17 protein-coding genes are annotated in these 25,376 nt (G+C 32.9%); 5 read left to right on the forward strand and 12 right to left on the reverse strand.

What is annotated here, in order from left to right; all coding sequences use genetic code 11:
• Nucleotides 1-845 precede the first annotated feature (845 nt).
• Nucleotides 846-1,331, forward strand: a complete 486-nt coding sequence (locus CLU81_RS02740) for an Lrp/AsnC family transcriptional regulator (protein WP_099708425.1) — start codon at nt 846-848, stop codon at nt 1,329-1,331.
• Nucleotides 1,332-1,712: 381 nt separating this feature from the next.
• Entirely contained in the window at nt 1,713-2,411 is a 699-nt protein-coding gene (gene aqpZ / locus CLU81_RS02745) for an aquaporin Z (RefSeq protein WP_099708426.1), read from the forward strand.
• Nucleotides 2,412-2,576: 165 nt separating this feature from the next.
• Here the strand turns inward: aqpZ and CLU81_RS02750 are convergent, their stop codons facing one another.
• Both CLU81_RS02750 and CLU81_RS02755 read right to left on the reverse strand, forming a co-directional pair.
• Nucleotides 2,577-2,753 carry a histone H1 gene (locus CLU81_RS02750; protein ID WP_099708427.1) on the reverse strand — a complete coding sequence of 59 codons (177 nt, stop codon included), beginning with the start codon at nt 2,751-2,753 and terminating at the stop codon, nt 2,577-2,579.
• Between the two features lie 232 nt (nt 2,754-2,985).
• Entirely contained in the window at nt 2,986-3,240 is a 255-nt protein-coding gene (locus tag CLU81_RS02755) for a hypothetical protein (protein WP_099708428.1), read from the reverse strand.
• Nucleotides 3,241-3,888: 648 nt separating this feature from the next.
• On the opposite strand from CLU81_RS02755, the gene CLU81_RS02760 reads away from it, so the two are divergent.
• Complete coding sequence (locus CLU81_RS02760) at nt 3,889-4,881, forward strand: AraC family transcriptional regulator (RefSeq protein WP_099708429.1); 993 nt, start codon at nt 3,889-3,891, stop codon at nt 4,879-4,881.
• A complete protein-coding gene (locus CLU81_RS02765; protein ID WP_099708430.1) occupies nt 4,868-5,851 on the forward strand; it encodes an AraC family transcriptional regulator in 984 nt (327 codons plus the stop codon). The genes CLU81_RS02760 and CLU81_RS02765 overlap by 14 nt, the downstream gene beginning before the upstream one ends.
• Before the next feature lie 201 nt (nt 5,852-6,052).
• On the opposite strand, the gene CLU81_RS02770 is transcribed toward CLU81_RS02765, so the two are convergent.
• Together CLU81_RS02770 and CLU81_RS02775 are read right to left on the reverse strand one after the other, a co-directional pair.
• Nucleotides 6,053-6,883 (reverse strand): IS982 family transposase, encoded by an 831-nt coding sequence (locus CLU81_RS02770; RefSeq protein WP_099708431.1) that lies wholly within the window; start codon nt 6,881-6,883, stop codon nt 6,053-6,055.
• Nucleotides 6,884-7,018: 135 nt separating this feature from the next.
• Entirely contained in the window at nt 7,019-9,334 is a 2,316-nt protein-coding gene (locus CLU81_RS02775) for a M43 family zinc metalloprotease (protein ID WP_099708432.1), read from the reverse strand.
• Nucleotides 9,335-9,799: 465 nt separating this feature from the next.
• On the opposite strand from CLU81_RS02775, the gene CLU81_RS02780 reads away from it, so the two are divergent.
• Nucleotides 9,800-10,687: a diacylglycerol kinase family protein gene (locus CLU81_RS02780; protein ID WP_099708433.1), complete on the forward strand. Its 888-nt coding sequence runs from the start codon at nt 9,800-9,802 to the stop codon at nt 10,685-10,687.
• A gap of 100 nt (nt 10,688-10,787) precedes the next feature.
• On the opposite strand, the gene CLU81_RS02785 is transcribed toward CLU81_RS02780, so the two are convergent.
• The 8 genes from CLU81_RS02785 to CLU81_RS27280 form a co-directional block, all read right to left on the reverse strand.
• Entirely contained in the window at nt 10,788-11,156 is a 369-nt protein-coding gene (locus CLU81_RS02785) for a hypothetical protein (RefSeq protein WP_099708434.1), read from the reverse strand.
• A gap of 353 nt (nt 11,157-11,509) precedes the next feature.
• Nucleotides 11,510-13,441 carry an OmpA family protein gene (locus CLU81_RS02790; protein WP_099708435.1) on the reverse strand — a complete coding sequence of 644 codons (1,932 nt, stop codon included), beginning with the start codon at nt 13,439-13,441 and terminating at the stop codon, nt 11,510-11,512.
• A gap of 12 nt (nt 13,442-13,453) precedes the next feature.
• The gene (locus tag CLU81_RS02795) at nt 13,454-14,356 is read right to left on the reverse strand and encodes a type IX secretion system membrane protein PorP/SprF (RefSeq protein ID WP_233209641.1); all 903 of its coding nucleotides are present in this window, start codon (nt 14,354-14,356) and stop codon (nt 13,454-13,456) included.
• Between the two features lie 255 nt (nt 14,357-14,611).
• A complete protein-coding gene (locus tag CLU81_RS02800) occupies nt 14,612-15,847 on the reverse strand; it encodes a gliding motility-associated C-terminal domain-containing protein (protein ID WP_158235306.1) in 1,236 nt (411 codons plus the stop codon).
• A gap of 403 nt (nt 15,848-16,250) precedes the next feature.
• Nucleotides 16,251-17,471 (reverse strand): IS4 family transposase, encoded by a 1,221-nt coding sequence (locus tag CLU81_RS02805; protein ID WP_099708438.1) that lies wholly within the window; start codon nt 17,469-17,471, stop codon nt 16,251-16,253.
• A gap of 448 nt (nt 17,472-17,919) precedes the next feature.
• Nucleotides 17,920-19,251: a thioredoxin family protein gene (locus CLU81_RS02810; RefSeq protein WP_233209778.1), complete on the reverse strand. Its 1,332-nt coding sequence runs from the start codon at nt 19,249-19,251 to the stop codon at nt 17,920-17,922.
• A gap of 175 nt (nt 19,252-19,426) precedes the next feature.
• On the reverse strand, nt 19,427-20,692 hold the full coding sequence (locus tag CLU81_RS02815) for a hypothetical protein (protein ID WP_099708440.1): 1,266 nt from the start codon (nt 20,690-20,692) through the stop codon (nt 19,427-19,429).
• A gap of 602 nt (nt 20,693-21,294) precedes the next feature.
• Complete coding sequence (locus CLU81_RS27280; RefSeq protein WP_144444462.1) at nt 21,295-25,101, reverse strand: hypothetical protein; 3,807 nt, start codon at nt 25,099-25,101, stop codon at nt 21,295-21,297.
• Nucleotides 25,102-25,376: the final 275 nt, after the last annotated feature.

The following is a 25,376-nucleotide window of genomic DNA, read 5'->3' on the forward strand; positions in this document are numbered from 1 at the left end:
TGGCTAAATACATTTCAATAAATAGCCTGACAAAATTAAAATATCATTATTTTGAAATAAAAACCTAATAGTAAAAGGACCAATTATATAAATTGCAAAAAGATCTATTTAGGTATCCGTAAAAAATTCATTGCAAAAAAATAAAACAATTGACATTAGCTTTGTCAATTACTGTCACATACTTATTTGAAATGAAGAAATATTTAATTTGAAAAATCAAATTACCCAATTGCTCCAAAAATGTTTCTTATTGAAACACATTATCATAATAAGTAATGAATAAAAAAAAAGATGCTCAAAGCTGAGCATCTTTTTAAGATAATTAAAAAAGTTATTCTAAGGTGCCCCATGTATTTATTGCTTTGTCTTATCACCTACAAAAATTTCAAAACTCTACAAACCTTAAAACGGCACAACGCATTTCTATAAATGAATTGTCATACAAAGATAAAGAAGATACAAATGTCCAATAGTTACAATAAAGACATAAAAACATTAAAATAAATTCTTTTTTACATTCGTTTTTTCTAATACAACTGATAACTTTCAACGCTAATTCGTCCTTTTTATATTCTCTTTCTCTGCATCTGATAAATACACCTTTAAACAATCCGACCTTATCACAATGTTCAAGTAACTAAAAATAAGTCCCTTATACAGGAATCCGCTCTCGGATACCCAAATAAAATTATAAATGATGTACTTATTTTTATGTCTTTTTATAACAAAGAGATTATTAAAGTATAGCTACTTTTGCCTGTCTAATTTGGTCTATCTAAAAAAGCATACCCTTTCTTTACGAGTAAATTCTAAAATCATAGCAAAAAACAATTCATAACAATACAATGAAATTTAATCTTGATGAACCAGACCAACTAATTTTAAAGTCTTTAGTAGACAATCCCAGAATTCCATACACAGAAATTGCACAAGGAATATCATTTACTTGTGGAACGGTAAACCAACGAATTAAGAAAATGGAAGATACTGGAATAATTCTTGGATTCGAATTGAGCGTTGATTATAAGAAATTTGATTACTTTCAGATCGCTTATGTTGGTATATATATTAATAAAACTTCGAATATCAACTCTGTATTAACCAGCATGATAAAAATTCCCTATATTACAACAGCCTCGGTCATATTGGGAAAATTTAGTGTTTTTTGCAAAATTAACGCAAGAAATACATCACATCTTCAAGATATTATTTTTAAAATTAATGCCATTGATAATGTTTTTAAAACAGAAACTATAGTTTCATTGGAAGAAAGTATAAATGATGACAATCGGTTAATGCTTCATATACTAGAACATCCATTCTTAATCTAACTCCAGTTAACCACTACCTATTCACTCCCACCTTAAAAAAAACAATTTTTGCCTTTTCATTATCTATTTATGAAATTACAGCATCTTTAGATACAGCTTAATCCACATGAATTACTTGAAAAAAAATTCACCCCTGACTTTTGCATTTTTCTTATATTTATAGGGCCTCACCCTATTAAAATTACCATAAGAGTCGCAATTTTGTCATATCGACAAATTACAACAAATAACTTTACTTACCTCTTTTTCAATACAAAAAAGATCAATAATTTATAAAAACAAATAAGCAAGTTTTCTTCCGGGAGTAATCCAAAAAAGTATAATACTTTACCATTTCTCACGCACGCAACAACAAATAACTTAATTTAAATCATCACTTTTATGAAAAAACTATTTGCAGAATTTTTTGGAACTTTTTGGCTTGTCTTTGGCGGTTGTGGCAGTGCAATTTTTGCAGCCCAAATTCCCAACTATGGCATTGGATTTACAGGAGTATCCCTTGCGTTTGGCTTAAGCCTTTTGACCATGATATATGCCCTTAGTCATATATCGGGAGCACATTTTAATCCTGCAGTGTCTTTTGGCCTATGGGCAGGCGGCAAATTTCCAGCAAAAGATTTGTTACCATATATTATAGCACAATGCATTGGTGCTTTCACTGCAGCTATAACTTTATATGCAGTAGCTATAGAAAAAACAGGTTTTGTTATAGACAATACCAAGGCTGGCGTTTTTGCCACTAATGGTTTCGGGGCATTTTCTCCCGGAGGTTACTCATTACGGGCAGCATTTATATCAGAATTTATATTAACTCTGTTTTTTATAATAATTATCTTAGGGACAGGTAATAAAGTTGCGAACAAAAAATTTGCTGGAATCTCAATAGGACTGGCATTAACTTTAATTCATCTAATAAGTATCCCTATTACAAACACTTCTGTAAATCCTGCCCGATCATTATCTCAGGCATTATTAGTTGGAGGAGAACCACTATCACAGCTTTGGTTATTTTGGGCCGCACCAATCCTTGGGGCCATTACAGGCGGATGGATACATAGAAAAATATTTCAAAATTATTAAACCCGAAAAAACTAATTGTGTTTGGCTTTCAGGTCAAAACAAAAATCTATTACTGCATTAAAAATGAAAAGCAGCCATCTCTTAACTTACACGTATTTCGAAAGTAAAAAAAAACCTTATTTAATAAAATAAGGTTTTCTTGAGTTTAAAAATTAGAAATCAAAATTATTTTTTTGATTCTTCCACAGAAGCTTTTCTATAATCCTTGAAAAGCTTACTCAATTCCAAAGATGCTTTACGAGCTCTTATACCTGCACTTTTATTTCCTTTTTCTAAATGCAATTCCGAATCAGTTACAAATGTGTCAATTTTGGCGCTAATTTTTGCTAATAAACCTTTCATATTATATTATATATTTAAATTGAATCGCAAAACTAAGGGTTTGTTTTGTAAAAAATGAAGCTTTTGATAATCAAATATATTGCTCAAATGTAAAAAAAACCTATCCTTGTATTTCTTCGTCCTATTGATCCTGTCTCACCTTATTATTATTTCATTTCAGCGAAAGAGGTATCTATGATAATTTTGTAAAGACAAATTTATACTCTAATACAATAAGACCAAACACAGCCAATTAATAAAGAATATCTACATCACTAGCCGGCTCATTTCCATCATCTTTATTATTATGTACCCACATCTGGTAATCTTCCAGCAATCTTTTTCTGTGTGCTTGTTTTTTTATTTCAATTTCAAATTGTATATTTCTACAAATTTCGCTTCTTATATAAGCACACAATTCGCCATATCGGTTTAAGGCAAAATCCTTGGCTTCTTCTTCTGAGACCTCTTTTTGTAACATCTTTTCTACTGTAGTAATTAGATCCATTTTCTATTTTTTTTTATCGTTCCCTCAAATTATAATTTTAGAGAATTTAATACTGGAGAATATCCTCTTACTTATAATATCCCCTCAAAAGAATTTAAATTTATCTATACAAAAATAAATAACACAATTTCAATTAAGGGGGACAAATAGGTCTTAAAAATATTGAAATGTTATTTATTTTCTATGTAATTATTTCAGAGAAAGTTAAGAATAGATCTGCTCTTTTTTCTCATATAATAATCCCTTTAGCAAAGAACATTAGTTATTCATCTAAGAAAAACAAGTAATTTCCTATATAAGTTGATTGCTTTGAGTTTTTTACTAACCGTTAAAAGTCATATTTATATCGTAATACATTATTTCTAATAGACGATTCTACTTTACCACACAATAATTTTAACAAGATAAACACTTCGTAAAAACAAAAAAAGTAGGTGGGTCAGTCATCACAAAAAAAAACACAAACACCTGTAAGTAAACAGATTAATGAAAAGTTAAACAAAAGTTAAATAAAAAAAATAATTAAAATTTTCTCAAACAAAAAAAAATAAATACTTTTCAATTCACACTACAGCAATCTCCAGAGGCATATCCCCGATTAAATTATTAATTACATTTACCTTACAATCATCCAAAAAAACATGACCTATGAAAAAAATTACTCATCACTTTGGTGCCGACCTTGAGTGGATAAAGAACTTTACAAACCAATTTGGAGGTACAATAGAAGGCAATCATATTGTACTGCCTGAAAATATTAGTACCGGAGAGCGCTATTTTTTAGAATGTGAACCCGGTATTGTCGCCTACTATGTTGATGTTACTTATCAATCCGATTTCACTTTTATCCAAGAAAATAAAATGCATGATTTTATTGGATTATATTATAATCTTACAGAAGGTGAAATAAAAATTAATACAGATACTTTTTCTTGTAATATAGGGCGCTGGCTTCATAATATGATTATTATAGACAGCGCTTTAAGAAGCCAATATGAGGTAAAATCGGGAAGTAGAACATTAGCGTTATCCATATTTATAAAAAAAGAACTTATTATCGCGTATTTTAAAGAATACCATAATCAGCATAAGAAAGAGTTGATAATGAACTCCTGCAGGAACACAAATATCAGGACGCATCGTATGAATGTCGAAAGCATGCATGCTCTTGATAAATTAAGTAAAATTAACACTAATGGAATTCTATTTGATCTAAACCTAAGTGGAACCGTAAACTTATTAATTAACGATTATTTAAAAAAGTTAAGCGAAGAAAATGAAATTTTAGAAGAAATAAATGAAATCGACTTATTCCAGATTATTTCAACACAGAAATTTCTGGTAGAAAATTTTAAAATTCCTTATCCTGGTAATGAAGTAATTGCAGAAAAAGCAAATATGTCAAAATCAAAATTTATAAGGTTATTTAAAAGAATAAATAATGATACACCCGGTAATTTTTTCATAACCAATAAACTTATAAAGGCCAAAGAATTACTTGAAGAGAATCGCTTGTCTGTTACTCAAATATCAGAACAACTTAATATCAATAATTCTCATTTTTGTTCAATGTTTAAATGCTTTTTTGGAATATCTCCTAAAACATTTATTAAGCAAATACAAAGATATGATAATAATTAATCATCACTATTCACTAACACCTGAATGGCAGAATGAAGTAATACAGCAGACCAATGCAAGACATATCAATAATGAAATTACAATTGTACCTGAAAAACTAGGAGATGGTACAATCTATTTCACACAGGTACTTCCCGCCTTATCTGTACATTTGTTAGACATGGTTTTCACAACTGGTATTACCATTAACAGGTATCCTTCTCATCAGAACTTATACGTTTTGCAGTATGACATAAGTAATAAACATAACAAATTAATTATTGACAATATAACACATGATATTGGAAACAAGGGAGATATACAATTAACCGTTATAGACAGTCAATTCCCTAATACATTTATTCCCGTAGTTAATGAACGAACCTTCGGTTTAAGATTAACCGTTGACAAAGATTTTTTGAATTTACATCTCAAAAATGAAGACATATTCAAAGCTATTGAAAAAAATCATTCTTTTAACAGCTTTATTGATAGTGAGACCAAAATACTTATTTATTCATTACGCAATAAATCAGTATTTGATATTTCTTACAGTTCCTTTTTGAAAGGCATTACTTTAAAAGTATTTGCAAATTTTATAAATACTCATAAGAATAAAACACAAATTAACAATGAAATCATTAAATCGGATATCGAAGCAATCAATAAAACAACAAATTATCTTGCAGAAAATTTATACGGTCCCTTTCCTTCCATACTTTTATTATCAAAAATGGCAGGAATGTCACCCACTAAATATAAATTGACTTTTACTAAAATACATAATACTTCACCAAATAAATATTTTATCAAAGAAAAAATGATCTTTTCAAACAAGCTCCTGACAAGCAAAGACTTTACTTCATTAACAGAGATAGCTCAACTATTGAATTATTCAAAGGTATGTTATTTTACGTTTCAATATTTTAAGGTCTTTCAACATAAACCATGTGAAGATTTCAAAAAAAAAGAAATTAAAAATTCGCCATAATTATCTTAAATAACTATGGCGAATCTCCCGAAATAATCCTTAAATTTTTTATTCTCAAAAACAATTAAGTAGTGAGATATTCAACAAGGACATTAAAATTAAATTACACTAAAAGAGTAGAAAATGATGATTTTCTACTCTTTTTTTATTCTTAAGATAAACCTCTTAAAAAAATTAAATTTTATTAATTAATTCAAGTTGCTAGTTGATTGCTTTATTTAACTGGAGTCCAAATACAAACAATGTCAGTTTTATCAAAAAACCTTCTAATGTTACTGCATGTATAGTTCTTGGAAACATTTTTTTTATGTCGCTTATTGTTGTTTCTACTCTTTTTCTCATTTTTAACTTTTCTTTTTTTTGCTCTATTGTATCTGTTCGTTTAGCATTTGACTTTCTTTGAATTTTTAATAAAACACATTTTTCCATTAGGGCAAAATCTTCTAAACCGTAATCAGTATAAGCACTATCTCCATAAATCGATGCTTCAGCAGGCAGCTTATCTATCATTTTTCCTAAAGCTTTTATGTCAGCTGTTTTACCTGGAGTGAAATGAAACGCTATAGGTATTCCATTTTTAGTTGTCAATAACTGAACTTTTACCCCATAAAAATAGTTTCTCATACTTGCTGTATAGCCTCTGTACTTTTTGCCTTTAAGAATCTTAGAGTTTGTAATCCTCATGTTTTTACAAACTGCTACGGGAAATGAATCTATAATGTATTGCATCTCACAACAGAAATCTTTAAAATAGGAACTTATGGTCTCAAATAATTCATATAGAAGTCTGCCAACTTTATGTAAACGTCTGTTGAACCTGCTCTTATCAAGCATCTTTGGAATAAATCCATATTCTTTCATAAACTTAATGGCTGAGCAGTGATTACCATAAAAACTTGTCGAAGAAACAATTGCAGTCAGGATAATTTCGCTATCACTTACATGTCTTCTTACATCTTCCGGATGATTAATTCCTTGTAAAATATCGTCTATTAAACAAAAAATTGATATAATTTTGTCTTTACAAAGCATGGGTAAGGTTTATTGGTTCGCAAAACAAATTTACTGAACCTGTGCTTTGTTTTTTTATTACCTCTAAACTAGCAACTTGAATTAATTACAAAATATCTATAAAATTGATCGCTTTTCAATACTTTCCATTTTTTTTTAATTCTTGATAATCTTAAAATTTAATTCAGAATTATCCTGATAACAATAAATAAAATAAATACCCTTTTCTAATTCTGAAAAATCAACATTAACTGTATCACTATTGTATGTTTGGATTAAAACCAATTCTCCTGAGAGGTTATACATTTCTACCTTTTTTATTTTTTCTAAATCATTACGAATGTATAAGGTATTAAGTACCGGATTTGGATAATATACAAAGGTTATTTTATCATCATCCTGGGTTGATAATAAAGGGTCGTTAACCAATATCATCCCATTAATATATTTTGTATCAGTACCACCACTATTACCTACAGTTAGTTCTACTTTATAAATTCCAGATTCTCTAAAAGTAAAAATTGGGTTTTGTTCTTTCGCACTAAAGGCAAGGATATCATTTTTATAAATTTTCCATAGCCATGCAGTTGGTAAATTACTTGAGTTATCACTAAAAGAAATGCTTTCTCCTTTAAGAATTACACTTGCAGAGGCTGTAAAATCTGCTACAGGTGCAATTTCTGAATCAATTACGTATACACCATAATCTTCTACATCTCCTGCCCAATATTTGACTCTGCAATTTATTATATCATTATCTATCGGCGATTTGCCATTTCCCGCTACCCTCATTCTTAATAATTTATTAGGAACGGTATTTTCAGGGATAATGATCGATTCGATGAATTGACCATACTGATTAGAAAGTGTCTTACCTTCTGCTATTCTTTCCGTTTCCTGAAATACACCATCATTATTATAATCGATATAAACAGCATGATATTCAGGATTACCACCAGAATTCCCCGCATGAGTGGTTACTTCAAGATTATAGCTCCCACCAGCCTTTACAGCTGTTTTGTGCAAAGTACTAAAATCTGTATAAGCAATATTCAAAAAAGGATCGGTTACATTATCGATATCCTTAAAACGAATCTGATGAATTGTATAACCAAAATTACCAGAATTTACAGATATAGGCACACTTGGTTGTATTGTCGCGTTTGCTACCTGAATATACTTATATTCCTTTTTACTACCTGATCCCAAAACATTTGTAACTTTTAATGTAACCTGGTAATTTCCGGCTTCCATAAATGTAACCTCAGGATTTTGGACATCACTGGTAAGAGTAGTTGTCCCATTTGTAAACTCCCATTCAAAAGTATTCCCCAACCAAGGAGTATCACTTAAATAGGAATTGGGAATTCCATTTGAAAAATTAAAGAAAGTAATTTTATCACCACTATTAATTAATTGCGATGATGCTGTAAAATCAGCTAGCGGTAAACTTACCGGCAAAAAACTTTTGTTTCCTTCCGATTCCAAAAATGATTTTCGTATTGTAGTTAATGTCGTTATAATGCGATTCTTTTGGTCTTTTGTAAACATATTTCTGCAACTACTATAGGAATAACTCATATAATTATTAATAAAAAAAACATTTGATGAATTAGCATCACAAATATTATTCCCAATAATACTACAATCATTTATACCTCTTTTATGCGGCGCAGTATCATTACAAAAGTCCCCATTACCAGATGGGCAGTCTAAACCATTATTATCTCCTTCAAAAGTATGATATAGATTAAATGCATGTCCTATTTCATGAACTTCTGTAGTGCTTTCAAGATTCTTAAAAGAATTGCTTAAAATAACAGCACCATCAACATCACTGCCATGTTGTGCAGCGTAATAGGCGTAACCCTGCACTCCTGACTCACCTTCATTGTTATCAATTTCTGAAACAAGCCAAATATTATAATATTGTTTCGAGTCCCAAAATGAAAGTTTTTTCAAATCAGCATCATCCATACCCTGAGTTTTTGCAGAATTAATTCCATTATTCACGTAATTGCTATAACCTGACATATCATATCGCACAATACCATTTGTTGCCTGATTATCCGGATTCCTTACAGCCAATGCAAATTCAATACCCACATCAATACCTGCTCCATCACCCTGTGATCCTATAATTTTTCGAAATTCTTCATTTATCGCCTTAATTTTAAAAAAAACCTCCTTATCACTTATATTGGTTCCCGTGCCTAAACTTTCGCCTTTATGCATAATATGTACAACAACAGGAATGACATATATTTGTTCCTTATTACGGGATATTAAATTATTTTTTTTAACCATATCCTCAAATTGAATCATTTTTGAAGAAAAGGTACTATTTGATTTCATTAGCTTTTGATTCATGGCATCACTTGCACAACTACTTAAATTATTAGTATTCTGAGCATATAAATTGGTAAAAATCAAGCTAAATAAAGAATATCCTACTATCATTATTTTTTTCATGGTAAATTATTTTAAAATATTAATCCTATAATCCTAAATTTGTCATTGTAAAAAGACAGCTGAAACATAAATCATTTGCAAAAATAAAAATAGGCAGATTCTTTAATGGAATAGATAAGTCTTAAAAATACTACTTTACATTCATTCTTTAAATCAGGTTATATTTCCTAACAAACCTGATAGTATTAAATTAAAAAGTATTCATAAATTACTTTGGATTTAATTAAAAAATAAGTCTTATATAGACATTTTTATATCAAAAAAAAAATTAAATTTGTTCTTATACCTGCAGATTAAAAAATGAATATATATTCTTATTAAGCAAATTAAATTTATTGTTTAACCCAAGAATATTTCCCTGATTACTATTATTACATAGTAAAGGAATTTTTTAAATACGTTTTATAAAAATATTTCCCGGCAAAAAAACAGAACTATTTATTTTTAAGTAACATATTTCAAATTATGATATACATCCACTTTATAGTAAATCCAATTTCAGGAAAAGGTAATAACACCCTTTGCTTATCAAGGCTAAAAAAAATTCTACCAGAAGCTGAATTTAACTTAGAAGTAACTTATACCCAATATAAAAAACATGCCATATTGCTTACTCAAAACATCCTCAGATACAAGCCAGATTATATCATTGCCTGTGGTGGTGATGGCACTATTAATGAGATAGCATCATCTCTAGTTGGCACAACGACAATACTGGGAATTATTCCCATGGGATCGGGTAATGGATTAGCGGCGCATCTTAATATTCCTAAAGACATAGAAAAAGCAATTGAAATAATAAAACGTGGAAATCAAATATCTATTGATCTTGGAAAAGCAAACGATAGATATTTTTTCAGTAGTATGGGAATTGGAGTAGATTCCCTTATTATAAAAAAATATGAAAAGTCCGCTTTAAGAATGCGAAAAGCTTATGCTATTGCAGCTTTTAAGGCTATTTTACAATTTAAGGCAAGAAATTATGTTCTTTTTCTTGACAAAGAAACTATACAAATAAACCCATATTTATTTTTTATTTCAAACACTAACGAGATGGGATATAAGCTAACATTGACCCCAAAGGCAAATCTTGAAGATGGCTGGCTGGATTTAATAATAGTTCCTGAATTATCTTTGCTACAAAGAATACTACTACTAGGTTATTTATTTGCACATAAAATCGAGCATTATAAAAAAGCAAAACATCTCTTGATTCAGAATCTCGTAATAGAAATGCCAGAAGTCCAAAATATAGAAGCACAAATAGATGGGGAAATTTATCCCACAAAAACAAATACTTTAACTGTTTCTATAGTAAAAAAAGGCTTATCTGTCATAGTCAACGGAAATTAAAAACTATAGAAAACATGACCTATATCTAAATTTTAATCACAGATATCTTTTTTTTTATTTAATCAACCAAGCAAAACATATTAAAATAAAATGCACTTTATTACTCCATTTTAAAAGCTAAAGTATCAGCCTCACTTCCATAACGGTTTAATTCTTCTAGGATAAGATCTATTTTTAGATTAATTTGAAATGCAATATCCTGGTTTAAAATACGAAGAGAAACAGAAGCACTAATAAAATTACTTATCTTTCGCAAATGATATTTTCCATTTATAAAATAAGTATGATTAATCATATTTCTTCCATTTTTCCTAATATCATAAATACACAGTAATAAATCAGATGATTCATCTAAAACTTTCCTTGCTTCGATCTTGTGTTTCTTCGGAAGAGACTCTTCCAATTTAAAAATCATCACGAACAAATCATAACTAGTTTTGTATTGAGGCAGAATCAAATAATTTTCCATAAAAATTCTTTTTATTAAACATTATTAAAATTATTAATAATCCATCGAACACTATTTATCCAAAAAAAATATTTAAATAGATTTTAATATATATTTAGCCTTAAGGGTTATGAAGTTTTTTTTATAAAAATAATTTTCGCAAAGAAACGCTATTCTTAAACAGGCCTTAATCGACATACATAATATTGAAAAACATATATTAACAAGGGATTTATAAAAAATGATAATATTATTACCCAGGCGGTACTTCCTTAATACTTATAATTCAATATAGTTTTTAAGTCCCCACCACCTGATGTAATAATCAAATACAAAAAAAAATATAATTTCCAAAAAATTTGGATAAAAAAATTCTAATTTAGAACAATAAACTCTGAACGTCTATTCATTTGATGCTCTTCTTCTGTACATTTAACTCCATCAGAACATTTGTTCAATAATCTCTCTTCACCATAGCCTTTGGCAGTAAGTCTCGTAGCATTTATCCCGCTAGAGATAAACCATAATCGGGTTGCCTTTGCTCTTTTATCTGATAATAGTTTATTTGAAGCAGCTGATCCACGACTGTCCGTATGAGAGCGAATATCAATCTTCATATTAGGATTTTGTTCCAATACCGTCAACACTTTCTCCAATTCTACCTCCATATCTACACGAACATTAGATTTGCCCGTATCAAACAAAATTTCCTTAATACTTAAAATTTTAGCAATATCACTTCCTTTAGTAATGAGTATTTTTGGAAGGTTTAACAAAATAGTACCTTTTTTTAAATTGATATCATTGCTTTCAACAACAACTTCTTCTTTCTCATAACCAGACGCAATCCCTTTTACATAATAGGTTTTTCCTTTTGTACTGCTGTCAACAATGGCTTTAAATAAACCATTACGGTCTGTTTTAGTAGTACCAACAACAGTATGATTCTTATCATATATAGTTATCTCTGCATGTGCCACGGCTTTTTGCGTCTCTTTACTAACAACCATGTACTCCATTTCAACCGCAAATTCCCTGTCTTCAGTAAAACTATAAATATCATCCTTACCTTTGCCTCCATCTCGATTCGATGTAAAAAAACCAAAATCAGAATTATCTAATTGCAAAAAACCAAAATCATCAAATGAACTATTAATAGGTTTACCAATATTTTCAACTTTAGAATTTAAATCATCTTTTAAAATAGTGGTTCTAAATACATCTAGCCCTCCAAGTCCTAAATGACCATCAGATGCAAAATACAATTTATTGTCAGCACTAATCCATGGAAAGGCCTCCTTACCTTGTGTATTGATATTTTTACCTAAATTTACAGGTTTTCCATATGTATTTGTTTTAACATCTACAGAAACTCTATAGATATCACTATTACCAAATCCTCCAGGCATATTAGATGTAAAATATAATATTTTATTATCAGCACTCAATGCAGGATGAGCACAGCTAAAATCTTCACTATTAAACGGTAATTCAACAACATTACCCCATTTCCCATTCTCAAAAGTAGATTTATAAATTTTTAAAGGAACAACATTCATACTATTTACTTTCTGCGCCTTATCACTGTTTCTGGTAAAAAAAACTACTTTACCATCATTACTAAACGTTGGATTAGATTCATGATATTTTGTGTGTAATTCACTTGCAAAAGGCTGTGCATTACCAAGAGATCCGTCTTTTGAAAGCATTGCAGAATATAGTGAACTATAGTTATCTAATGTCCATCCATCTTTGTCGCTTTTTCCATTTTCGGGGATACGGGACGAAGCAAATACTATCGACCTATCTTGATAAATTGCAACTCCATAGTCAGAATAAGCCGTATTTATATCAAGATCTTTGATATCGTAACGCTCTGAATTATCCTTTATCTGGGATAAATAATTTTTATTATCAACATACTCCACTGCCCTGCTATCAGTATTGCTAAGTTTAGAAAATTGCGAAAGATAGTCATTGGCATTTTTATCATCTCCAATAGATTTCAGCGTTTGTGAATATCTATAATAATAAATAGGGTCTATAAAGCCAATTAAACCAAAAAGCTCTGTGTACCATTTATTAGCTTCAGAGAATTCCGAATTAAAAAAATAAGCATCTCCTAATTTTTCAAATAGCTCTATGGACTTAAAGCCACTACTAGCAACTTTTTCATAAGCGGCCATAGATTCGGAATATGCCTTTTCATCATAAAGCTTATTCCCTTTAATGAGCTTACTATCAATACCTTGAGAAAACGAAGATACTGCCAATGATAATAATGTAATTATATATATCTTTTTCATGTTTTTTTTAATTTAAAAAAATCTAGGACTCACAACTGATGTATTTCCACCTTGAGAGAATTCATAACGCAGGAATATTTCATGCGAACCCGAATTATAGCTTCCAAACTTTGAAGTATCGAAGTCATAAGCATAGCCCGCCATTAAACCCGGGGTAACCTGAAAACCGACCATAGCGCTAAGGGCCGCATCCCATCGGTAAGCCATCCCTACAGTTAATTTTTCATTGTACAGAAAGTTAGCAGACAAATCAAGCTGGACAGGAGCACCTACTACCATTTTTACAAGAGTCGCAGGCTTAAATTTCCATGTATCAGACAAATCAAATACATATCCTCCCATTAGATATAAATGCATTTTCTCCTGAACACTGGAAATTGCCGAATGATCATAATGCGTACTTTGCAACAAATAAGGAATTGAGATTCCTACATAAGATTTATTGGATTGCAGATATACACCCGCCCCAACATTTGGTGAGAATTTATTGTCTATATTATATTGATAAGTAGGATCAATAGCATTTTCTATACTCAGCTTAGTAAAATCCACATTTAACAATTGTGCAGAGCCTTTTATTCCGAAAAACAACCTGTATTGATCTGATACCGGAATATTGTATGAGAAATCTACTGCTAAATTACTTTCATTAGATGGTCCAATTTTATCATTGACAACAGAAAACCCTAATCCTAATCTATTACTCAAAGGTGTATTTAAAGAAAAAGTCATTGTTTTGGGTGCCCCATCCACCCCAACCCATTGTGTTCTATACAATCCGTTAATACTCAATACATCTCTGGAACCGGCATAAGCTGGATTTATCCCAATTGTATTGTACATATATTGGGTAAATTGTGACTCTTGCTGAGCATATGTAACTATAGTAGTACCTAGTCCAAAAAGGAATAACATACCAAGTTTAAGTTTGATTTTATTCATAATTATTTATTTTTTTTATGTAATTTCTAAAAGAATTTTAATCTGAATTACATTTTTAAATCATGGAGATTCCATAATTTTAAATTATTTTTTAAGATTAAAAAAAAACATTTTTTTATTCGCAAAAAAATTTACAATAATGAGTTTCTATAAACAAATAACCGTAAGACTTCTATTTCTTAGAATCAAATAAACTCAAAACATTTTTTTTTTAATCAAAGTATTTGTTTAATCATTGATATATAAATATCCTGCCTTTTTAAAATTCTTACCATCTTTTTTAACCACATCTATAGTATAGAAGTAAGTCCCTGAAGGCAGCTTATTTTCTTTACCCAATGTACCGCGACCTTCTGAAATACCTCTAAAATTATTTCCGCTGGTATCATAATTTTGTGTCTCATACACCACTACCCCCCAACGATTATAAATTGTTATTTTATCAGAAGCAAATACCTGTAAGCCAGTAATTTTAAAATAATCATTATAACCATCAGCATTTGGAGAAAGACCATTAAACACTACAATACCTTCATCTATCGCTTTTTTCACTCTTGCTAGAGTAAAAACACCATAATTCTCTAATGGATTCACCACCATAGTAACTTCTTTCCTACCATCAGTTACCCCTCCTTCGTCAACCCAACTATTAAGGACAGCATCCCAACGCACGATATGTATTTCATCATCAGAAGCTGCGTATATTTCATCCATAGTAACATTTTCTTTCCAGCTAAGGGTTAAAAACAAATTACTTACACCTGCAGCCCTTGTGACAGTCCAATACTCCTTATTATCAATCAAATTAATATCAGCAGCTTTATTCTTTAAAGGATATAACACATCAGGATCTGTCATAAAATATTTACCAATAAAAGCATCTGTAGCTGCACCAGGATTAGAAATTCCCGCAGGGCGAAAATTACCCTTGTCACCTATCGGAAACAAAAAGGAATCTTTACCATTTTTATTCACAAACCCCTGAACATAACTTATATCACTAACATTTATATGAGAAGCGTTATCCTCAAACACTACCAAACCTCCGTAGGTATCATCATCTATGATACCATTGGTGAAATCAGATTTCCCGAACATACTTATTTCATTCGACAAATGAAAAGCAGGCTGTGTCGCAGAATTATTCCATTGCGTATTATACCACTTTACCGGCACCGATCCTGAAATATCCTGAAACCCTGCAATCCCGGCCACTCGTGTCATACCTGTTGTTGAACCCGGAGTAAAACCCACTAAGCCATCGTTATTAAAATGACTGTAAACATATAACTCACCATCATTTACAAGATTTGCTGTATCTCTATTATCAAATGCACCAACTGTATTCATTACAGTACCAGGACTGATATATAGATCTCCACTATTTACTGTTTGCGCTGTACAAATGGCCGAAACCATTACCAGCATTCCTAGCAGCAATTTGTCTGCTTTTATTACCTTCATAACTTTCATATTTTAATTAATTACTTCTAGAAAATTCTTTAAGAATTAAATCCCTCCGCTATAGACCATAAACCCCTTTGAGTTGTTTCTAAGATTAAAACAGGTTTTAAACCTAAAGACAAAGATAATTGCTCAACTAAAGATTAATCGGAGGTAATAAGTCATTAAATTATAATAATAGGTTCTAATTTCAGCGCAAAAAAAACCAAGACTACACGAATTACTACAATCTAATATTCAACATATTAAATAAAAAAAACTACGTGAAAAATCTCATCACAAGACCCCAAAGACGAAATAAAAAAAATCATCAATAAATGCCACGAAACAAAAAAATCGGAAAACTTTCTAAAAAAAAAAAAACACTACTAGAGTAGTAGTGGTCGGAAGAAATTCCGGCCACTTATGTTTTAAAGACTTTTGAGGGATCTCCTCCCGAAAGAGTTATCATTATTGCTGTAATAAGCTCTCTTAGCTCCATGATAAACCTTTTTTTAGCTGTTTTGTACCCAATATTATTTGCTTTTTTATAAATTAATATAAGCATTGCTACAATTAGAGTCATGTAAATCATAACTTCTATTCCATTTTTACTCAGTGATACAAGATGGCTAACATTGAGTTCTTGTTTTATAAACCGGAAGAAGACTTCAATATCCCATCTTCTTCTGTAATAATCTGCAACTTCTTTGGCCGTAAGTTCAAAATCATTAGTTATAAACCAAAATTCTTTTTCTGGATTTTGTTTGTTTTTTACAATGACCAATCTGAATTTAGTTTCAACTTTTTCTTCTCTATAATGTGTGTTTCCTCGTTTGTTTTTAATTGGAGTTCCTGTATAGAGATTGATAATACTGTCTTTTATTAAGAGGTTCTCTCCGATATCTAAATCTTGATTTTCCTTGATTAGGGATTCTAGCTCTTCATGTTTACGGTTTTCTCTGGCTCTGATTACAAATTTGACATTCTTTTGGTCAAAATCCTTCATAGTACGGGTGGATTGAATACCTCTGTCAATAATATAAATATTACGATGTTGAGCATCTTTTTCGACCTGCTTTAAAATAGCCTCGGGAAGCGCAATATCCTCAGATGAATAGCTCTGAGTATTAAACACTTCTGCACCTGCCGGAAGAATCCCATCAAAGAAAACACTATATTTTACAAGCTTTTTACCGGTCTTTTGGTCAATACCTTCTTTAAATTTTCCCACAGCTTCTGAAACAATTGTACTGTCAACGCGTATTAAATTGTACTTATCTCTTTCTGCTTGATTATAATTCTCTGAGAAACGATCATACATGTATTCAAAAATTTCTTTGAAATAACCGGCATCAATCTTCGATAATCTCTCAGAAATAGAACTTCTGCTCACTGTTTCAGATTCCTCAAGATTGAAAATAGTTTTAAAACCGGAATAATTAAAAGTGTCTTCTAATGTGCGCTGACCGAGTTTTTCATTGTCAAGGATAGCATACAGAAGTAGGTAAAATACTTTTTTACCATGAAGTACTTTTGAATAATGATCCACTTTTGTACTAGTAGAGAGATGTGATAAGAGCGCTTCAGGAATAAAACCTAATAACTCATTTACCGACACTTTGTGATCTTTAAAATTTGCCATAAATTACTGATTTATGGCAATAAATATACAAACAAGATTAATCCTGTTAAGGATAATTTGTTAAGAACAAGACAAAAAAAAGTCGGAAGAAAAATCTTCCGACCATAACTACTACTAGAGTGGTTTTTTCTAAAAATATGTTTTTATATAAAAAAAACATTACTTAACAGCTCATTTTACATTCTATAATTTCTATATTTCCCTATTTACTGTCTTGTGAATTAGCCCTTGGCCAGACATACATCAATTTGTCCCAAACTTAAAAGGCTTTAAAATTATTCTATCATCAAAATCAACCAAGTACATTGTTGAACTGGCCAATACACAGTAATAAACAACACTTTTAGATTTCCAGCCTTTAAAACCACAACTAAAATCCACACATGTATTATCCTTCCAACAACATTTTAAATTCTATTTTAGATAAAACTATAATTATAAAAAAAACCTATATTTTATTTTCTGGCACATTCTCCAGCCATACATCAATTTGATTTGGGCTAAATGGCTTTAAAAGTATTTTACCCTTAGAATCCAATAAGTACATCGTTGGACTTGCAAAAACGCAGTAATCAACAGCGCTTTTAGATTTCCAGCCTTTAAAATCACAACTCGAAATCCACGGAAAAGAGCTTACAAAAGCATCATACTTGTCTTTTTCCGTATCCAACGAAACAAACACAATCTCAAGCTCATACTTACTCTTCCAATCTGAATAATATTCTTTTAACTTAGGCAATTCCTCCTGACATTTTGGACACCAGCTACTGCCAAAAACAACCAGTTTGTACGCAGCAGCAACCTCAAAAAGTGTCTTATATGATTTTGCTGCGGGAAACAAAATAAGATCCGGCGCATTTTTACCAACAACCATTTTCCGATATTGTTCATATGGCGCAGCCTCACTTATACCTAAAGAACAAGAATTATCATTTAGCATTTTTAAGGCTAAATATTCAGCATATTCAGTCTGATTAAATCTTTCAAATTGTTTAAACATATATTCAGCAACTACTTTTTTCAATGCAATGTTTTTATCCAGACTCTTCAACACAGCATCCGTAGCAGCATTAGCATCATTTACAGCTTTGCCATGATCGCTATAATTTCCAATAACCACATAATAGTTACTTAGCATACGCGGAAGCAAACCCGAGCTTGAAAGTTTTGGATCTGAAAAATCAATAGCCCGAAACTGCCTGCCAACCTCCGGCAGCTGATCTTTATACCTATCGATAGTCAACATCATGTCACCCATAAATTTGCGCATGGACAGGTAATATCCCGAATAAGAATCAACAGGTAGTTTTTTTCTAAAATCTGGCAAAACCCTTTCCTGTTTCTCAATTTCATTCTCCAACCAAACCTGTTGCTCCAGGCACTGGGCATATAAAGGTTTTAGATATTTGAGTCCTGACAACAATGCTTCAGCATTTTGGGTCATCATTACTCCCTTACTGAATACCTCATTTTCTACTGAATTGTTAAATTTTAAAGAAGTATAATCATTAGGATCGTTCCACGATAAAGAAAAGTTTTCATGATTAAGCATCACCACCAGACCTGTAATTTCATTTTTATCCCCACCATCAATATTAATAATGGCTGCTCCTACATAATCTTTAGGATACTTCAAACTAAAACAACCTTCTGAGTCACTGTAAGCTTCACTCAGAATCGTATCTTTTAACACATTAAAACCAACTAGTTTAACTTTTTTATTTACTTCTCTTAAATAATGACCGTTAAGAGTAAAATTATTCTGACCATACCCCTCCACTACAAACAAAGTTATCAAACATATTAAACACCTTCTTAGATTCATGATATTTTCATATAATTATTTTTTTTAACTAAAAATTATCGTTCAAGACGAAATATTTGATTTTATTGAAAGACTAACACTAAAAAAAATGTCAATTAACCTCAAACCTAAAAATCTTTTAAACACAATTCTATTCCGCAATACAGTATACCGGCAAACCACTAGTTAAATTAATAAAACCTACAGTCACCACACCCAAACCCACTTTTATATAATATCCATAAACAGTCTCTCCTTCAACATTTGCACTCCACGCATATCTCCCTTGAGTATCTGACAACACACCTGGATTATTAATATCCCTATACCCACCAACTAGAATATCAAGAGGAGAATTAGTGAATACACCAGGACTCGATGCTTTAACCTCCGCAGCAAGTTCATCAATTTGAGGCACACGAAAACCGGAAGGACACGGATTGTTATCTTGAGGAAACTGGTTCCAACGTCCCGCCCCAGCTGCAGTAGTAAATTTAAACCAATCATCATGATAACCACCTGTTCCCGGAGTAGGTATAATAAAATTTCCATGCCCAGGAACAATAGTCTGACTTACAGTAGTAGTAACAGGAGACAAATAAGTAGGTGTATCCCATCTCGATTTATATACTACCTGATGACCATCGGAGTTGCGCCCCCATTGATATAACCCACCAAATCCCTGAAGATCATCCCAATACTGTGACCGTCTTTGCGCACCCACAGGTCTGTCCAGCCATACTTTTCCAGCATTTCCTAAAACAGTTCCACTTGCTAACGAAGGTTGAACAATTATACTAAAAGCAACACCGGGATTGGTATTAAGGGTAAAATTATATGTGCCAATACTAACCGGTACACCACTAGCTTTCAAGCTTATCTTTTGATTTCCTAACGCAGTAAACGTACCCGATGCTTTATAAGTTATCCCATTTACAGTTGCCGTAAAAAGATCATACGTTCCTAAAGTTTGTACTACTGCATAAATATCTAACCCAACACCCGCAATCGAAGTCTCCTGTCCAACCATTGCCCTTCCTAAAATCCCATCAGCTGAATAATAGTACGACGTAATTACAGCTGTACCACCAGAAGATGTTGGTGAAGTATCAGACCCGCACTGGTTATACCATACTAAACCCGTATAAAATTCATAACAAGATGTCGTTGTATTGTAGATCATTAATCCTATAGCCGGTGTAGCAATTGCATTACGTTCTACAGTTGTCATACGTGGGGCTAAAAGCCCACCTGTGGTAGATTTTACTTCAAAAGCCGAAGAAGGATCCGGTGTCGCCGCCCCTATAACCGTAGGGCTATACGTAAGCTTTTCTCCATTAACAGTCGTTATAACCTTAGATTGTGCTATAGCAAAACTGCCTGAACCAAACAAGAGCAAACAAATTATTTTTTTCATTTTGTTTTTTTTTTAATTTTTAATAACAGCATTAAAAATACAGGTATTCTTAATCCCATTTTTTTATACACTATGCAAAGATAAATACAAGCAAAACCATGAAGCATAGCCAATAAGTCGCTTTATTATAAGATTAGGTTCTTTTTACACTACTTTTCTGCCACTTAAATATGCTTTGATATTTATTTTTTTTACAGGTTCTAAAAGTTTAGCCTTTTTTATTTAAAATAAAACCAATAAACCTTTATTTCCCTGAAGTACCTTATAACGATTCGTATCCCGAGGCTGTAACCATGACCTATAATTGAAATCCGGTAAAAATTCAAGAGGATAAAGAATATAGACTTTTTTCTTTTATGTCTAACGAATATTCAGTATTTATTTTTACTACCTCAGAAGTTTTCCCCTTGATACTCACTGGGAGTAATTTTTCCGTTTATTTTTATTTTCTATAATACATTCTCCCATTGAGATCAAACATATATTATATATAAAGAAAAGCCTCAAAATGCTTTACATTGCATTTCAAGGCTTCTCAAAAAAAAAGTATTATCACAAAAGTTACATCCTAAAAATATTCAGGAAAACTTTATTGAAATAAATTATTTAACGTAGTCAATTACAATTAAATCACCTGCCGCTAAATCATACGAACCATTCTTAGTTTTATCATATGTTAGTGTAGTTCCAGAAACAGCTAGAGCAGAATTAGAGATGCGCACACCATTAATAAAAAGTCGCTCACTTCCCAAAACCGGTATATCTGTCAAGGTAAAAGTAGCTTGCGCAACTGAAGCATCAAATTCTTCCACTTTATAAACAGTTTCTCCTTTTACTGCAATCCATTTGGTTGCATCCTTTGGATCTCTTACATACATAATACCAGTAAGGCTATCAATATAAAACTGTACTATACCATCTACAGCTGGTGTTCCGGAAGCTCCCGGTATTCCATCTCCCGCTGAAATTCCGTCTTTACCATTATTACCATTAATAGGAATCCACTTAGTTGCATCTTTTGGATCTCTTATATAAACAATACCAGTAGCATCATCAACATACATTTGAACTGAGTCATCAATAGCAGGCGTTCCAGCTGCTCCCGGTACCCCCGTTCCTCCATTAGCACCATTTTTACCTCCGACAGTAATCCATTTATTTGGGTCCTGAGGATCTCTTACATAAACAACCCCTGTATTAGTATCTATATAGAATTGAGTAGTACCATCTATACCAGGCGTTCCTACTGCTCCCGGAACTCCGGCACCTCCTGAAATCCCATCTTTTCCATCAACTCCATTCTTTCCTCCAATAGGAATCCACTTTGTAGCATCTTGAGGGTCCCTTACATAAACAACACCCGTAGCAGTATCAATATAAAATTGAGTAGTACTATCAATAGCCGGCGTTCCTGACGCTCCTGGTACTCCTACACCTCCTGAAATTCCATCTTTTCCATCAACCCCATTCTTTCCTCCAATGGGAATCCATTTTGTTGCATCTTTTGGATCTCTTATATAAACAATACCTGTAGCATCATCAACATACATCTGAACTGACCCGTCAATAGCTGGTGTTCCAGCCGCTCCTGGTGCTCCAGTTCCGCCATCTGCTCCATTTTTACCACCAACTGCTATCCATTTACTTGGGTCCTGAGGATCCCTTACATAAACAACCCCTGTATTAGTATCTATATAGAATTGAGTAGTACCATCTACACCAGGCGTTCCTACTGCTCCCGGAACTCCGGCACCTCCTGAAATCCCATCTTTTCCATCAACTCCATTCTTTCCTCCAATTGGAATCCACTTTGTAGCATCTTGAGGGTCCCTTACATAAACAACACCCGTAGCAGTATCAATATAAAATTGAGTAGTACTATCAATAGCCGGCGTTCCTGACGCTCCTGGTACTCCTACACCTCCTAAAATTCCATCTTTTCCATCAACCCCATTCTTTCCTCCAATGGGAATCCACTTTGTTGCATCTTGAGGGTCCCTTACATAGACAACACCCGTGGCAGTATCTACATAAAACTTAATAGTACCATCGATACCAGGCGTTCCTGCTGCTCCCGGAACTCCGGCACCTCCAGAAATTCCATCTTTTCCATCAACCCCGTTCTTTCCTCCAATGGGAATCCATTTTGTTGGATCCTGAGGATCTCTTACATAAACGACTCCTGTATTAGTATCTATATAGAATTGAGTAGTACCATCGATACCAGGAGTTCCTGCCGCTCCCGGAACTCCGGCACCTCCTGAAATTCCATCTTTTCCATCAACTCCATTCTTTCCTCCAATGGGAATCCACTTTGTAGCATCTTGTGGATCTCTTACATAGACAACACCCGTAGCAGTATCTACATAAAACTGAGTAGTACCATCGATACCAGGCGTTCCTGCTGCTCCAGGCGCTCCGGCACCTCCTGAAATTCCATCTTTTCCATCAATCCCGTTCTTTCCTCCAATGGGAATCCACTTTGTAGCATCTTGAGGGTCCCTTACATAGACAACACCCGTTGCAGTATCTACATAAAACTGAGTAGTACCATCGATACCAGGCGTTCCTGCTGCTCCAGGCGCTCCGGCACCTCCTGAAATTCCATCTTTTCCATCAACTCCATTCTTTCCTCCAATGGGAATCCATTTTGTAGCATCTTGTGGATCCCTTACATAGACAACACCCGTAGCAGTATCTACGTAAAACTGAGTAGTACCATCGATACCAGGCGTTCCTGTTGCTCCCGGAACGCCGGCACCTCCTGAAATTCCATCTTTTCCATCAACTCCATTCTTTCCTCCAATCGGAATCCATTTAGTTTTATCTTTTGGATCTCTTACATAGACAACACCCGTTGCATCATCAACATACATCTGAACTGAGCCATCAATAGCCGGTGTTCCAGCCGCTCCTGGCGCTCCAGTTCCCCCATCTGCTCCATTTTTACCACCAACTGTAATCCATTTACTTGGGTCCTGAGGATCTCTTACATAAACAACCCCTGTATTAGTATCTATATAGAATTGAGTAGTACCATCGATACCAGGCGTTCCTGTTGCTCCCGGAACGCCGGCACCTCCTGAAATTCCATCTTTTCCATCAACTCCATTCTTTCCTCCAATCGGAATCCATTTAGTTTTATCTTTTGGATCTCTTATATAAACAACCCCTGTAGCATCATCAACATACATCTGAACTGAGCCATCAATAGCCGGGGTTCCGGCCGCTCCTGGCGCTCCAGTTCCGCCATCTGCTCCATTTTTACCACCAACTGCAATCCATTTACTTGGATCCTGAGGATCTCTTACATAAACGACTCCTGTATTAGTATCTATATAGAATTGAGTAGTACCATCGATACCAGGAGTTCCTGCCGCTCCCGGAACTCCGGCACCTCCTAAAATCCCATCTTTTCCATCAACTCCGTTCTTTCCTCCAATGGGAATCCACTTTGTAGCATCTTGAGGGTCCCTTACATAGACAACACCCGTTGCAGTATCTACATAAAACTGAGTAGTACCATCAATACCAGGCGTTCCTGCTGCTCCAGGCGCTCCGGCACCTCCTGAAATCCCATCTTTTCCATCAACTCCATTTTTTCCTCCAATAGGAATCCACTTTGTAGCATCTTGAGGATCTCTTACATAGATAACACCTGTGGCAGTATCTACATAAAACTGAGTAGTACCATCGATACCAGGCGATCCTACAGCCCCAGGCGCTCCGGTACCCCCAGAAATCCCATCCTTACCGTTATTTCCATTTTTTCCGTTAATCGGAATCCATTTAGTTGGATCTTTTGGATCTCTTATATAAACAATTCCGGTAGCGTCATCAACATACATCTGAACTGATCCATCGATACCTGGTGTACCTGCAGCGCCCGGTACTCCAGTTCCCCCATCTGCTCCATTTTTGCCACCAGCAGGAATCCAATTATTTGAATCTTTAGGATCTCTTACATATATCAATCCTGTTAAAGAATCAACATAAAACTTGACAGAACCATCAATACCAGGTGTTCCAGCCGCTCCCGGAGCCCCAGATCCTACATTTACCCCACCCAATGCACTTAAACTAATTAAATCAACAGAAGTAATTAATCTAACCCATTCGTTTTGACCAGCTAACCAATAGTAATACCCCGGCTCTATCGCTTCAGCACCAGTAACGGTAGCAGTATTATAAACAAAAAGGCTATTTACATTACCAGCAACAATAGTAGTATTATCAAGTTTTCCTTTTAATGCCAATCTTGGAAACAATACACCTTTATCAGTAGCCGTTATTTCTAATTGAGATGAGGCATTCGGAGTTGTATTCCCTATACCAACTTGCGCATTTGCACCAAGCCCCACACCTAATACGGAAGCAAAAAAAAGTAATTTTTTATTCTTATTTTTCATAATTTTAAATTTAATTTCAACACTCAGTATTTTTTCTAAAAACAAAATCATTTTTTTTTAAGCTCCAGGTATAAATAACTTATCGCTTAAAAAACAAAATCTTCACATCAGAAAGCATACTATTAATATTCAGTCAAAAGATCCTCTTATCAAAAAGACAATCTCAATTAATAGATTCATCACATTTTTTTCACATTTTTATTTTTTGCTTTAACACTTATATATATAATCACCAGCAATACCATAAAATTTATTCACAATCTTTTACAACAGAA

The sequence above is a fragment of the Flavobacterium sp. 9 genome (assembly GCF_002754195.1).
Taxonomy (GTDB): Bacteria; Bacteroidota; Bacteroidia; order Flavobacteriales; family Flavobacteriaceae; genus Flavobacterium.

Coding starts and splice junctions, on each gene's coding strand:
- CLU81_RS02770 (WP_099708431.1), bottom strand. CDS start 6,883: ATGCTTTGTAAAGACAAAATTATATCAATTTTTTGTTTAATAGACGAT.
- CLU81_RS02785 (WP_099708434.1), bottom strand. CDS start 11,156: ATGGAAAATTATTTGATTCTGCCTCAATACAAAACTAGTTATGATTTG.
- CLU81_RS02755 (WP_099708428.1), bottom strand. CDS start 3,240: ATGGATCTAATTACTACAGTAGAAAAGATGTTACAAAAAGAGGTCTCA.
- CLU81_RS02780 (WP_099708433.1), top strand. CDS start 9,800: ATGATATACATCCACTTTATAGTAAATCCAATTTCAGGAAAAGGTAAT.
- aqpZ (WP_099708426.1), top strand. CDS start 1,713: ATGAAAAAACTATTTGCAGAATTTTTTGGAACTTTTTGGCTTGTCTTT.
- CLU81_RS02760 (WP_099708429.1), top strand. CDS start 3,889: ATGAAAAAAATTACTCATCACTTTGGTGCCGACCTTGAGTGGATAAAG.
- CLU81_RS02815 (WP_099708440.1), bottom strand. CDS start 20,692: ATGAAAAAAATAATTTGTTTGCTCTTGTTTGGTTCAGGCAGTTTTGCT.
- CLU81_RS02765 (WP_099708430.1), top strand. CDS start 4,868: ATGATAATAATTAATCATCACTATTCACTAACACCTGAATGGCAGAAT.
- CLU81_RS02750 (WP_099708427.1), bottom strand. CDS start 2,753: ATGAAAGGTTTATTAGCAAAAATTAGCGCCAAAATTGACACATTTGTA.
- CLU81_RS02800 (WP_158235306.1), bottom strand. CDS start 15,847: ATGAAGGTAATAAAAGCAGACAAATTGCTGCTAGGAATGCTGGTAATG.
- CLU81_RS02740 (WP_099708425.1), top strand. CDS start 846: ATGAAATTTAATCTTGATGAACCAGACCAACTAATTTTAAAGTCTTTA.
- CLU81_RS02795 (WP_233209641.1), bottom strand. CDS start 14,356: ATGTTATTCCTTTTTGGACTAGGTACTACTATAGTTACATATGCTCAG.
- CLU81_RS02775 (WP_099708432.1), bottom strand. CDS start 9,334: ATGAAAAAAATAATGATAGTAGGATATTCTTTATTTAGCTTGATTTTT.
- CLU81_RS27280 (WP_144444462.1), bottom strand. CDS start 25,101: ATGAAAAATAAGAATAAAAAATTACTTTTTTTTGCTTCCGTATTAGGT.
- CLU81_RS02805 (WP_099708438.1), bottom strand. CDS start 17,471: ATGGCAAATTTTAAAGATCACAAAGTGTCGGTAAATGAGTTATTAGGT.
- CLU81_RS02790 (WP_099708435.1), bottom strand. CDS start 13,441: ATGAAAAAGATATATATAATTACATTATTATCATTGGCAGTATCTTCG.